The organism is Streptomyces erythrochromogenes (genome assembly GCF_040684695.1).
In the GTDB taxonomy this organism is placed as follows: domain Bacteria; phylum Actinomycetota; class Actinomycetes; order Streptomycetales; family Streptomycetaceae; genus Streptomyces; species Streptomyces erythrochromogenes_C.
In genome coordinates this window covers 919,566-930,921 of the sequence record NZ_JBFBGM010000001.1, presented here as the reverse complement: position 1 = coordinate 930,921, position 11,356 = coordinate 919,566, and the positions used below count along the sequence as shown (strand labels likewise).

The 11,356-nt window shown below is 72.5% G+C and carries 12 protein-coding genes; 5 read left to right on the top strand and 7 right to left on the bottom strand.

Going from position 1 to position 11,356, the window contains the following annotated elements; all coding sequences use genetic code 11:
• Positions 1-355 precede the first annotated feature (355 nt).
• A complete protein-coding gene (locus AB0O53_RS04035; RefSeq protein ID WP_350989659.1) occupies positions 356-775 on the bottom strand; it encodes a hypothetical protein in 420 nt (139 codons plus the stop codon).
• Positions 776-866: 91 nt separating this feature from the next.
• On the opposite strand from AB0O53_RS04035, the gene AB0O53_RS04030 reads away from it, so the two are divergent.
• Positions 867-1,319, top strand: a complete 453-nt coding sequence (locus tag AB0O53_RS04030) for a hypothetical protein (RefSeq protein ID WP_365193112.1) — start codon at positions 867-869, stop codon at positions 1,317-1,319.
• On the opposite strand, the gene AB0O53_RS04025 is transcribed toward AB0O53_RS04030, so the two are convergent.
• A complete protein-coding gene (locus AB0O53_RS04025; protein WP_365193110.1) occupies positions 1,236-1,697 on the bottom strand; it encodes a hypothetical protein in 462 nt (153 codons plus the stop codon). The genes AB0O53_RS04030 and AB0O53_RS04025 overlap by 84 nt on opposite strands.
• Before the next feature lie 157 nt (positions 1,698-1,854).
• On the opposite strand from AB0O53_RS04025, the gene AB0O53_RS04020 reads away from it, so the two are divergent.
• Positions 1,855-2,418 carry a hypothetical protein gene (locus AB0O53_RS04020; protein WP_350989653.1) on the top strand — a complete coding sequence of 188 codons (564 nt, stop codon included), beginning with the start codon at positions 1,855-1,857 and terminating at the stop codon, positions 2,416-2,418.
• 348 nt (positions 2,419-2,766) lie between these two features.
• Positions 2,767-3,015 carry a DUF6082 family protein gene (locus AB0O53_RS04015; protein ID WP_350989651.1) on the top strand — a complete coding sequence of 83 codons (249 nt, stop codon included), beginning with the start codon at positions 2,767-2,769 and terminating at the stop codon, positions 3,013-3,015.
• 12 nt (positions 3,016-3,027) lie between these two features.
• Here the strand turns inward: AB0O53_RS04015 and AB0O53_RS04010 are convergent, their stop codons facing one another.
• From AB0O53_RS04010 to AB0O53_RS04000, 3 genes are read right to left on the bottom strand one after another with little or no spacing between them, the layout of a single operon-like run.
• Complete coding sequence (locus tag AB0O53_RS04010; protein WP_365193108.1) at positions 3,028-5,181, bottom strand: bifunctional serine/threonine-protein kinase/ABC transporter substrate-binding protein; 2,154 nt, start codon at positions 5,179-5,181, stop codon at positions 3,028-3,030.
• Between the two features lie 6 nt (positions 5,182-5,187).
• Positions 5,188-7,353, bottom strand: coding sequence for a bifunctional serine/threonine-protein kinase/ABC transporter substrate-binding protein (locus AB0O53_RS04005; RefSeq protein ID WP_365193106.1), 2,166 nt, complete (start codon positions 7,351-7,353; stop codon positions 5,188-5,190).
• Positions 7,353-8,198 carry a hypothetical protein gene (locus tag AB0O53_RS04000; RefSeq protein ID WP_350989645.1) on the bottom strand — a complete coding sequence of 282 codons (846 nt, stop codon included), beginning with the start codon at positions 8,196-8,198 and terminating at the stop codon, positions 7,353-7,355. Before AB0O53_RS04000 ends, AB0O53_RS04005 begins: the two co-directional genes overlap by 1 nt.
• Before the next feature lie 209 nt (positions 8,199-8,407).
• Here AB0O53_RS04000 and AB0O53_RS03995 point away from each other — a divergent pair, with 209 nt between their 5' ends.
• Positions 8,408-9,151 (top strand): LamG domain-containing protein, encoded by a 744-nt coding sequence (locus AB0O53_RS03995; protein ID WP_365193104.1) that lies wholly within the window; start codon positions 8,408-8,410, stop codon positions 9,149-9,151.
• Positions 9,152-9,376: 225 nt separating this feature from the next.
• Here the strand turns inward: AB0O53_RS03995 and AB0O53_RS03990 are convergent, their stop codons facing one another.
• The gene (locus AB0O53_RS03990; protein ID WP_365193102.1) at positions 9,377-10,141 is read right to left on the bottom strand and encodes a maleylpyruvate isomerase family mycothiol-dependent enzyme; all 765 of its coding nucleotides are present in this window, start codon (positions 10,139-10,141) and stop codon (positions 9,377-9,379) included.
• Between the two features lie 99 nt (positions 10,142-10,240).
• Positions 10,241-10,591, bottom strand: a complete 351-nt coding sequence (locus AB0O53_RS03985; protein WP_365193100.1) for a winged helix-turn-helix transcriptional regulator — start codon at positions 10,589-10,591, stop codon at positions 10,241-10,243.
• An 81-nt stretch (positions 10,592-10,672) separates the two neighbouring features.
• Here AB0O53_RS03985 and AB0O53_RS03980 point away from each other — a divergent pair, with 81 nt between their 5' ends.
• Positions 10,673-11,332 carry an NADPH-dependent F420 reductase gene (locus AB0O53_RS03980; protein ID WP_365193098.1) on the top strand — a complete coding sequence of 220 codons (660 nt, stop codon included), beginning with the start codon at positions 10,673-10,675 and terminating at the stop codon, positions 11,330-11,332.
• Positions 11,333-11,356: the final 24 nt, after the last annotated feature.

The following is an 11,356-nucleotide window of genomic DNA, read 5'->3' as shown; positions in this document are numbered from 1 at the left end:
AACCTGGACGCGTTCGCCGAGGCGACCGCCCATGCCCTGCGCCCGGCCGCGCCGACGGGCGCCGGCCCGAACGGCGCCACCGGCGGTGCGTAACAAGACTCAGTACCCTTGCCGGGGCCGGCAGGTGCGGGCACGGTGTTCGTATGGCTTCTGCGCGACGAGCCGGGTTGCCAGCGTCGCGAGCCCCCGGAGGAGTTCGGCCGCGACGGCCAGGACGGTCGAACGTTTTCGCCTGCACCGTCGCTCCAGAGGCTCGATGCAGCATGGGCGAACGATCATTTTCCCGGAAAGGGCATCCCGGCTCACCGAACTCCGCGCCTGCGGCCGCCGGCAGTCCTTCAGCGTCTGCGCGGCATCAGCCCCGCAGCTGCCGAGCGCTGGGCCGCCGGGGCCGTCGGGACCGCATACGCTGCGGCGGTTGTCCGTCGATCATGAACCTATTTCTCAGTGACGGCAGCAGCCTGCGTACGGCAACGTTCCAGCCGCGCCCGCCCCGGAACCGGGTCTTGGCAAAGAACAGGAAGATCTTCGTCAGCTCACCGGTGCGAAACCACCCGAGCAGGCCACCGGGATAGCCTCCGCGGGTGCCAGCGGCGCTTCCCAGGAGGTCGCGGATGTGCTTCTCGTGCTCGTCAAGTACCCGGTCCACGATGAACACGTGCCCGAAGGAGAGAACGGTGGCGACGAGTTCCTCCTCACCCACCGCGAACTCCGCGAAGAGTGGCTCGAGCTCTCGCAGTCGGGCCTCGGCTTCCGTCCGGAGCACCCCCCTCATGGCGAGAGGCTACCGCGGCGTGTGACGGCCAAGGTCGGCCGCGGATGGCTCGGGCACCGAGGTCTGCTTGGCAGGCTGCCATCATGCTCTGATGGCCCACGACATAGTGTTCTTCCTCGCCCCCGACGACGCAGCCGCCACTGCCACGCGCCTGCGGGGACCTGGTGCGGCGTGTGAGTCTGTGACCTGCCATTCTATCGAGCCGGACAGTGCCATCGCCGAGTGGGACATGTTCTTCGAAGAGCCTTCCGCCGAAGCCCCGCTGCTTGAGCAACTCCGCGGGTGGGCGTGGCCGGAGTGGGTCACCGCCCCCTTGAACGACGGCGTTGAGGTGTTCGCTCTGCCGAAACGGCTGACCCGAGCACTGGCCAACGCGACCCCCGCCGAACTCGAAGAGCTCGCAGGCCGCTGGACCACGCGGCTCTGGTCCGAGGACGGGGACGACATGACCGACGACGATCTACTGGCCGTCCTGCAGGGAGTGGACCGGCTCGCGGCGTCTGCGGTGAACACCGGTGGCGGCCTCTACAGCTGGAGCCTCTGACCGCCCATCCTTCGAGGGCGGCTCACGTTTGACGCCGCTGCACGCCAAGAGCTCGGTCCCAGTGGCGTCGAAGTACAGAGTGAAGTACCAAGACCGGTCTGCTGCATCGATGATGCCGGTGCGCAGATGCTTGTCTCGGTGCTGGGCCAGGATTTCAACGGTCTCGTCAAGGCCGAGGGTCGTCAGGCCGATCTTCAACGACCGCCTCAGCCGCGTCGCAGCGATGCCAGCGACCATCCAATGGGGCACCTCGCTGTCCCAGACCATCACCCGGCCACCGGCGGCGATGGCATCACGTGCTGCCTTGCAGGCGCGGGTCTGGTCGGTGAGCATCGCGTCGATGTCAGGCTGACTGGGGTTCTCGTCCTCGGCGGCCATGCGGTGACTGTAAGGGGCGAACGCGGGCGTTGCTACAGGATTCGGCGTGGCCTCCCCGCGGTGCTCGGCCACTCCGCGCCTGGGGTGCAGTCGAACTGAGCCGGCTGCCCGCCGCCCATTCCGCAGGACCGGATATCCGAACCTGCCAACACTGGAGATGCTCGCCGCCAAGACCGGAAAGGGTAACTTCTGGCGCTTGGCCAACCACGGACTCAACGGCGAGACTGCATCGAAATTCTCTGCACGATTGCGGAGTGAACTGGGGGGCGCTGATATCGACACTTGTGGGAGCCTCATCGGGGTGGGCTCGACCCTGCTGGCTGATCGCGTTCGGTGGCGCCGCGAGTTGGAGCAGCGGGGGAAGGACAGCAGGCGGGAGCTGTACGGCCAGTTCTTGACAGCCCTCAACGAGGCTGCCGAGTCACTGTGGGTCGTCGGTCTGGGCGACCGTCGCGCCGCGGGGATCGAGCGCCTCGACGAGTTGCTCCGAGCCGAAGTCCACCGTACTGGCTTGTACTCCCTCCGTGAGCAGGTCATGATCCTCGCGACGGAGGACGTGCGTCGAGTCGCTGATCAGGCCGTGGACCGAGTCCGCGAGTATCGCGATTGCCTGATCAGCGGGAGTGCCGGAGGTTCTCCGGAGGAGAGGACTGCAATGGACGCGTACAAATCAACCATCAAAGTATTGCGTGAAGCCATGCGGGCCGACATGGCGGACTAGGACCTGTCCGGCCGATCATGTGGGGCCGGATTGAGTGCCTCTTGCCGGGCGTGAACGTCGGCCTCGCTCTGTTCAGCGAACCGGCAGTCAGCGTTTCGGGGGACACGTGACGACTGGAAACGGCAGGACGCGGCGGACGACATGGGCACTGACGGCCTTCGCGTACGGCCTGCTCGGACTCGGACTGCTGGGGTTGATCGTTTCCACGCCGTTCGTACTGGCCGCTGTGGCGCCGGCGAGCACTGACTGGGGAAAGCTCAGTGACATCAGCCAGACGTACGGGGCCGTGTCCGTCGTGCCCTCAGCCATCGCATTGGCCGGTGTGGCTCTCTCGCTCTCGGAGAGCTGTTGCGGCGCTTCCGCATCGGCCATCTGTCCGTCGAGAAGCTCGCGGTGAAACTGGACGGGCACTTCCGCGGGGAGATCGCGCGGGAACAGGGGGAACACGAAGGGTCGGGGTGGCGTGGCACCACGGAGGCTGGTGATCGCCGTGACCGTGTGTTCGTTCGCCTGGCGGATGAGATCTACCGGGCTGCTGTGGTGGCGGGGCCGGCGTCCCCGCTTGTGGAGTTTCAAGATCGGCCGGACAGGTCCTAATCACCCTGCGGCTCAGGGGTCGCTGCGCACGTCCGTGTACCGGCCCAGGTGCCGGAAGCCGGCCGGTTCGGCGCGGTAGAGGTGGGCGAGGGAGTCGCCGGTCAGGGCGCGCGTGCCGGGGTCGAAGCCGACCGTCTTGGCGAGGCCCTCGTACGTCGTACGGAAGATCCTGCGGGACAGGCCCGCACGGTCGCGCCCCTCCCCCTCCAGCCCGGCGAGGGCGGTGGCCAGCAGGCCCACCGCGTCGTACGCCTCGGTGGCCCAGCGGGCGGGCGGTTCCCCGTAGGCGCTGCGGTGGGCCGCGACGAAGTCGGCGGCCGCGGGTACGGCCAGGGGGTCGGTGTACAGGCTGCTGAACACCCACCCCTCGCCGGCCTGCCCGGCCGCGGTGAGGAAGGCCGGCTCCATGGCGTGCTGGAGGCCCACGCGCGGGCCCCGGAACCCGGCGTCGGCCAGCGCGCGGGCCAGCTCTCCCGCGCGCTCCGGCGAGGTGCCGGCGTACACGACCGCCTCGGCGCCGGCCCCGGTCAGCGCCCGTACGGCGTCCGCGAAGCCGGAGCCGCCCTCGGGGACGCGGTGGACGCTCACGGTGCCCTGCGCCGGGGGGCTCTGCTGGAGCACCCTCGTGACCTGCCAGGCCGGTGAACCGTTCGCGGCGTCCTCGACGACCGCCGTACGGCGTGAGATCCGCACCTGAGACAGGTAGTGCAGGACCGGCAGGCCGAGGCCCTCGTCGGCAGGGCGGGTGACGCACGCCGTGCGCCACAGCGTCGTGGTGTTCTCCGGGCTGTTCACGGACACCAGCACCAGGGCGAGGTCCGCGGCGAGGCAGGCGCCGGCCAGCTCCGGAAGGGCCGCGTCCCAGGTGGGGCCGACGACGGCAAGGACTGCGGGGTCGGCGAGGAGTTCCTTGCCGGCCTGCGCGGCGCGCTGCCGGTCACCTCCGTCGTCGGCGACGCGCAGGGCGAGCCGGAAGGCGGCGTCCGCCCCGGCGTTGTGCCGGTCCACGGCCAGCCGCATGCCCCGCTCGTGGGCCTGGCCGGTCGTCCGGCCGGGTCCGGTCAGATCGGCCTGCAGGCCCAGGGTCAGGAGCGGGAGGTCGCGGTCGGCGTCGGCGGGCGGGGTCCCGCGACCGCCCCGGCCGCGGGTGGTGAACCAGGCGAGGGGCGCGGCGGTGGCCACCAGGGCTCCCCCGGCCGTGAGCAGCCGCCTGCGGCTGAGCTGCCGGGCGGGCTCGGGGACGTCGATCCGGGTGGGTTCGGGGGCGGGCAGGTCCAGGGCCCGGGTGGAGCGTTCGGCGATGATCCGGGGCAGCGGGGCGGGCAGCCACTCGGCGGCCGCGGCCGGACCCGCGCCGCCCGGGTCGGTTCCGAGGAGGACGGTCAGCTCCCCGAGCGTGGGCCGGTCCGCCGGTTCCTTCAGCAGGCAGCGGTCGACCGCCTCCCGCAACTGCTCGGGCAGCGCTCCGAGTTCCGGCTCCTCGTGGACGGTGCGGAAGACCACCGCGGCCGCGTGCCCGCCGCCGAACGGGCCGGTCCCGGTCGCGGCGTACGCCAGGACGCAGCCGAGGGAGAACACGTCGCTCGCCGGTCCCGCGACGGGGCCCGCGGCGCGGGCCAGCTCCGGCGCCAGATAGCCGGGCGTGCCGACGACCGCGTCCACGGCCGTGAGGGTGGTCGCCCCGGCCGCCCGCGCGATCCCGAAGTCGATCAGGCGTGGCCCGTCCGGGGCCAGCAGGACGTTGCCCGGTTTGACGTCGCGGTGGATCAGCCCGGCCGCGTGCACCTCGGCCAGGGCCTCGGCGAGGCGCGCGCCGAGGATCCGTACGGTCCGGGCGGGCAGCGGCCCGTACCCGCCGACCGCCTCGGCGAGCGAGGGGCCGGGGACGAAGGGGGTGGCCAGCCAGGGTTCGCGGGCCTCGGGGTCGGCGGCGACCACGGGCACGACCCAGCGCCCGGTCAGCCCGCCGGCGGCCCGCGCCTCGCGGCGGAACCGTTCCCGGAAGGCCGGGTCCGCGGCGTGGTCGGCACGGATCACCTTGACGGCGACCAGGACGCCCTCGGGGGAACGCCCCAGGTAGACGGTGCCCATCCCGCCGGAACCGAGGCGGCCCAGCAGCCGGTTCCCGCCGATCGAGGCCGGATCGGCGGGCAGCAGGGGACGCATCGGGCGCTATCCGGCCGGGGCTTCGGGGACGAGGCCGACGTAGCGGATCCGGCCGCCCTCCACCTGGTGGAGGAAGTAGGTGTTGCCCTTCACCGTCCGGTCCTCGCCGAAGGAGTACTCCTTGGTCAGGCCGCGGAAGGAGCCTTCCGCGAGGGACTTCAGCAGCGCGGCGCGGGCCGGGCGGCCCCCGCCCCGGGCCGCCGTGACGAGCCGGTCGATGACCAGCCGGGCCGCGTCGTAGGCCTCCGCCGTCCACGCGTCGGGCGCGGCGCCCCCGTACGCGGCCTTGTGCGCGCGGGCGACCTCGGCGGTCTCGGGGGCTTCGGGGCCCGTGTACGGAGCCACGAACTGCCAGCCCTCGGCGGCCGGGCCGGCGGCGGCCAGGAACTCCGGTCCGATGAGGGTGTAGTCGGCGGCCCGGTGCCCCCGGTAGCCGGCGGCGGCCAGCAGGCCGGCGGTCCTGGCCGCTCCCTGCGGGGTCCCGGTGTAGAAGAAGGCGTCGACGCCGTGCGCGAGCATGTCGGTGACGACCGGGCCCAGGTCCTGCGTGCCGCGCGGGACGACCCGCGGATAGACGGTGGCCCCCGGGACGTGGCCGGCGATGGTCCGGGTGGCGTGCAGGACCGCCTGCCAGCCCTCCACGTCGCCGTCTCGGTCGCACAGGACGCCGAGCCGGCTCACCCCCTGCTGCCGGGCCAGCTGGCGGCCCAGGGCCGAGCCCTGGATGAAGGAGATGGGGCAGAACTGGAAGAAGCTGCGCCGGTCGGCGACGCTGAAGGCGCTCGCCAGGGCGGAGACGGTGAGCAGGGGCAGCGCCGCCTCGCCGTACAGCTCCAGGCACGGGGTGACCGAGGCGTTCGTGGTCGGGCCGATGACGGCGAGCACGTCCGCGTTGGAGATGAGGCTGGCGGCGGCGGCCGGGGAGCGGTCGGCGCCGCCCCCGTCGTCGGCGGTGGCGACGGTGAGCGTGAAGGGTTTGTCCTCGCGGGAGTTGAAGGCGTCGACGGCGAGCCGGACGCCGCGTTCCTGGGCGAGTCCGGCGGCCTTCTGCGGGCCGGAGAGGTCGGCCTGTACGCCGATCACCCAGGGGCGGGGGGCGGCCGCGGGCGTGCCCTTCGGCTTCTCGTCGCGCAGCGCCAGCCAGGCGGCCGTACCGCCGCCGGCCGCGAGCACGGCGCCGGCGGCGATTCCGATTCCGAGGAACCGCCTGCGGGAGGGTGCCGGGCCGGTGGCGCCGGGCGCGGGGGCCGCCTCCGGGTCGGCGACGGTCTCCTCGATGCCGGGCAGGGCGAGCAGGGCGGCTGCCCGTTCGGCGATGGTGGCGACGACCGGGTCGGGCAGCCAGTCGGTGCCCTCGCCGGGGGTGTCCTCGGTGAGGGCCTCGTCGAGTCCGGCCGCGGTGGGGCGGATGTCGGGGTGCTTGGCGACGCAGGTGCGCAGCAGGGCGGTCAGTTCGGGGTCGGCGAGGAGTTCCGGGCCGAAGTCGGGCTCGTCGTGGACGGTGCGGTAGAGCACGGCCTCCACGGTGCCGGCGCCGAAGGGCAGGCGTCCGGTGGCGGCGTACACGAGGAGGCAGCCGAGGGAGAACACGTCGCCGGACGGTTCGGCGGGGCGGCCCTCGGCCTGCTCGGGCGGGATGAAGCCGGGAGTGCCTAGTACGGCGTCGGCCGAGGTGAGGGCGGTGTGCTCGCCGCCGCGAGCGATGCCGAAGTCGATGAGCCGGGGCCGGTCCATGCCGAGCAGCACGTTGCCGGGTTTGACGTCGCGGTGGACGAGGCCCTGCGCGTGCATCACATCAAGTGCCTTGGCCAGGGCCTTGCCGAGGATCCGTACGGCGCGCAGCGGGAGCGGCCCGTGGGCGGAGACGGCCTCGGCCAGGGAGGGGCCGGCGACGAAGGAGGTGGCCAGCCACGGTTCCCGGGCGTCGGGGTCGGCTCCGGTGATCTGCACGGCCCACGGGCTGTCGACCTCGGCGGCGATCTCGGCCTCGCGGCGGAACCGGGCCCGGAAGTCGGATTCTTCGGCGTACTCGGCGCGGATGACCTTGACGGCGGCGAGTGCGCCGTCGTCGGTGCGGCCGAGGTAGACGACGCCCATGCCGCCGGCGCCGAGCCGTCCGAGGAGGCGGTGGCCGCCGATCCGGGAGGGGTCGGAGGGGTGCAGTGGTTCCATCAGCCGGCCGCCTTTCCGAGGGCCTGCTTGGCCTGCGCGAGCATGCGGCTGTTGCCCTGCACGACGAGTTGGGTGAGGGTCTCGGTCGTGAAGCCCTCGGCGCCCTTGCCGGTGATGGCCACGGTGACGGGGCCGAACTGCGCCTGGTACCAGAAGTAGGTGTGCGGTCCGCCGTCCGTGTCGCTGACGTAGGTGCCGAGTTCGCTGAAGGCGTCCTCGCTCCAGTTGTTCATCTGCTCGCCCTGGTACACCGCGTTGCCCAGGAGGCCCTTGAGGTCCTCGTCCTCGCGCACCTTCTGGTCGGGGCAGCGCAGGACCTCTTCCATCGCCCGGGCGGTCTCCCAGCCCGATTCCCGGCGGTCGTGGTGGACGGTCACGGTGGCGTTGAGCCGGACCCGGCCGTGGCCGTTCCCGGCCGGGATCAGGAAGTAGCGGGTGTTCGTGGCGAGTACGTCCGGCGGCAGGTCGGCGGTCTGCCAGACGCACCGCTCGTCGAGGACGGGCCAGCGGCCGGAGCCGCTCTCGAACGGTGTGGCGCGCACGACGTCCGGGCCGAACGCGTCCTCGGAGATGACGATCCGGGCGAGGAGTTCCCGGGCCGCGGCGGGCGTCTTCGGCTGTTTGGACTCGTCCAGTTCCGGTACGAGGGAGACGGCCGACGGCGCGGTGGCGGACGCCGACGGCGCCGCGGCGGGCGTCGGCTGCGCGGATGACGCGGCCGGGGCGCGGCTGGTCGCCGTGCCCTTGGCCGTCCCGTCGGCCGTGCACCCGGCCGCCCCTGCCATGAAGAAAAAACCTGCCGCCGCGCAGCCGTAGGCGCGCAGCGCGACATGACGTCGTGTCACAGTACCCCCCAACGGCAGGGATGCTACCCCGCCGCGCCGTTGTGCAACTCGACTATGCGCAACCGTTGTTGGAGCGCGGATGTCCGTCCGGGCGGGGCGGTCCGCCGTCCGGGCGGATGCGTGACGGTGAAATACAAACCGGTGGACCGGTATGTATTCACCGAGGAGTGGGCATGCTGCAAGAGCTCGCGTTCTCGGGAAGGAGCGATGTGCTCACTCAGGTTCTCGACCGACTCCGACGGCTCCTCGGACGCTCCGCCTCCACCACCCCCGAAGCCGAGGGCGCCGCCGCCCCGGCGAACGCCCGGGCCCCGGTCTTCACGGCGGACTTCACCTCGACCCGCCAGTGGGTCGCCGGCCGTTCCTGGGCCTATCCGAACGGCGGCCCCACCAACCCCGGCGACAACAAGCTCGACTACCTGGTGCCGGACCCCGCCTACAGCCGCTCCGGCACCTTCCGGGCCCGCCGCCGCCCGGACGGCAAGTGGAACGCGGGCCTGCTGACCACGGAGGGCAGCGAAGAAGGCTTCATGGTGCGGACCGGCGACGTACTGGAGTCCCGCGTACGGCTGCCCTCCGAGCTAGGGGCCTGGCCCGCGATCTGGACCTGGCTGGACGGCGACAACGAGATCGACGTCTTCGAGTACCACCCGGACAACCCCGACCTCCTGGAGCTGTCCAACCACGTCAAGGGCGGATCCCGCTACCACCGGGACGCGGCCGTCGGCCACGGCCGGTGGGTGGACCTCAAGGTCGAGTTCGGATCCCGCTCGGTCGTGTGGTGGGTCAACGGCAAGCAGGTCTTCGCCGACCGGCGCGGGGTGGGGCGGCGCTGGCGCGCGTACCTCATCGTCAACCTCTCGGTGTGCGCGGGCCGCTACCACCCGGCGCCCGAGGCCGGCGTGTCCGAGATGGCCTTCGAGGTGGCCTACCTCCGGGTGATCCGCCCCTAGGCCGTCTCTTTCGGATCTTGCCGGGCCCGCGCTGCCCGGCACCGCACCTCCCTGCGTTGTCGGGGCTCCCGAGTACGCCCAGTACACGAGGAGCTCCTCCGCCTTGCGATCCACGGCACCGGACAACGCGGGCTCGGCCGACAAGATCCGAAAAAGACCGCCTAGGCCGCCCGGCACAGGGGGCGGGTGGGGCGGCCCGGGCGGGCCCGAAGGCAGGGCGCGGTCTCAGCCCCAGTTCTGCAGCCGCCGGAGCAGGTCGGCGTCGCCCTCGATCCGCAGCGAGCCGGCCTGGATGCGCATGTACATGAGCAGGGCCATCTCGCTCGCCGTGCCGTGGATGGCGGCGGTGGGCTTGCTCTCGGCGGCCTCCGCCGCGGTGAGGCGGGTGAAGCGGGAACCGGCGGCGTCCACCGTCTGCCGCCAGGACCCGGCCTCGGCCGCGTGGTAGTCCATGGTCGCCGGCTCCCCCGGCCACGGGACCGTGACGGTGCAGACGGTGGCGAGGAACTCCTCGATGGCGTCGGCCGCCTCGGTCGTCGGCAGCTCCTGCGGGTCACCGGAGGCCAGCTGGGCGTCGTAGGTGTGGATCAGCGACTCCGGGACGCGGCGGCGGGCCACGGCGGCCACCGTGTGCGGCGAGGCCAGCGGCTCCCACCAGGCCCAGCAGCCCCGGTCCGGGCCTGCGTCGCGCAGAGCGGTCAGCAGCTGCTGCGTCGAGTCGGCCAGCCAGGCGGCGAGGGCCTCGCGCTCCCTGGGCGCCGCCAGCCCGTCCTTGCTCGGCCGCTCGTCGCCCGGCGCGGTGTTCCGCACGATGTGGGCCCAGAAGCGGTCCCCCTCACTGAGGTGGTTCGCCAGGTCGTACAGCGTCCAGCCCGGGCAGGACGGCACGTCGGCGTCGAGGTCGGGGGCCTCGGCGACGGCGGCGCGGAACGCGGCGGACCGCTCGTCGATCCGGCGCAGCAGGGTGGGGAAGCGAAGATCATCAGTCACTCGGACCTTGTACCACCCGGATCAGGGCTCTCGCACTCGATTAAGACCGACCGGCGGCGTCGACGCGTGCGGAGGAGGTCACGGTCACGGACCGGGCACTCACCTGCCCTGTCGCTCCTGGGCGGCCATGACCTCGTCGCCGTGCTCGAAGGCCCACGCGCCGAACGCCTCGATCGGGCCGAGCAACGTTCGCCCCAGGGCGGTGAGTTCGTACTCGACCCGGGGCGGCGCTTCGGCATAGGCGTTCCGTGTCACCAGCCCGTTGAACTCCAGCCGCCGCAGGGTCTCGGTCAGGACCTTGGGGCTGATGCCGCCGATGCGCTCGCGCAGGTCGCCGGGGCGTGCGGGACCGTCCCGCAAAACCCAGATCAGCACGGCGTTCCAGGTGTTGGAGAGCAGGTCGAAGGCGAGGCGGGCGCGGCAGTCGGCGAGGCGGGCGTCGGTCGTCACTTACCACATGGTGCCTGACGGGTTTCCTAGTGTCGTCCCGAAAGCGGTTGGAGCGGATACGGACAGGGACGGGACGGATCTATGAAGATCGGTGTGCTGGGAACAGGGAACATGGCGGACGCACTGGCCACGCAGTGGGTGCGAGCCGGGCACGAGGTGTTCGTCGGGGGCCGCGACGAACAGAAGGCCCGGCGGCTCGCGACGCGCATCGGGGGCGGTGCGGGACACGGGAGTCTGCCGGCGGCAGCCGACTTCGGCGAGGTGGTACTGGCCGCGCTGCCGTACAGCGCGGGAGCGGACGTCGTCAGGGAGCTCCGGCCGATGCTGCAGGGGAAGGTCCTGCTCGACTGCGCCAATCCGGTCGGCCCCGGCTTCCGGCTGCGGACGGAGGGCGGCCCCTCGGCGGCGCGCCGACTGGCCGCGGCGGCGCCGGGCGTGCACGTCGTCAAGGCATTCAACCTCTGCCACGAGGACGTGTGGCGGATGACCCCGCCGGTCTTCGACGGTCAGCCGCTGAGCGTTCCGCTGTGCGGGGACGACGAAGCGGCACTCGCGCTGGCCCGCACGCTGGTGCGGGACATGGGTTGCACGCCGGTGGCCGGGGGCGGGCTGGACCGCGCCGGGCTGTTGGAGGCGACCGCCGCGCTGTTCATCGGGCTGTGGGTGGCGGAGCAGGTGGACGTACGGGCGATCGCGCCCCCGCTGGCCTGGGCGACCGGTCCACGGGCCGAGAGCGCGTGAGGCGTCCGGGGCAGCCCTGCGCGC

Excerpts from the sequence above, each read along its gene's own strand:
- AB0O53_RS03980 (WP_365193098.1), top strand. The coding sequence starts at position 10,673 with ATGAAGATCGGTGTGCTGGGAACAGGGAACATGGCGGACGCACTGGCC.
- AB0O53_RS04030 (WP_365193112.1), top strand. The coding sequence starts at position 867 with ATGGCCCACGACATAGTGTTCTTCCTCGCCCCCGACGACGCAGCCGCC.
- AB0O53_RS04005 (WP_365193106.1), bottom strand. The coding sequence starts at position 7,353 with ATGGAACCACTGCACCCCTCCGACCCCTCCCGGATCGGCGGCCACCGC.
- AB0O53_RS04020 (WP_350989653.1), top strand. The coding sequence starts at position 1,855 with ATGCTCGCCGCCAAGACCGGAAAGGGTAACTTCTGGCGCTTGGCCAAC.
- AB0O53_RS04010 (WP_365193108.1), bottom strand. The coding sequence starts at position 5,181 with ATGCGTCCCCTGCTGCCCGCCGATCCGGCCTCGATCGGCGGGAACCGG.
- AB0O53_RS04035 (WP_350989659.1), bottom strand. The coding sequence starts at position 775 with ATGAGGGGGGTGCTCCGGACGGAAGCCGAGGCCCGACTGCGAGAGCTC.
- AB0O53_RS04025 (WP_365193110.1), bottom strand. The coding sequence starts at position 1,697 with ATGGCCGCCGAGGACGAGAACCCCAGTCAGCCTGACATCGACGCGATG.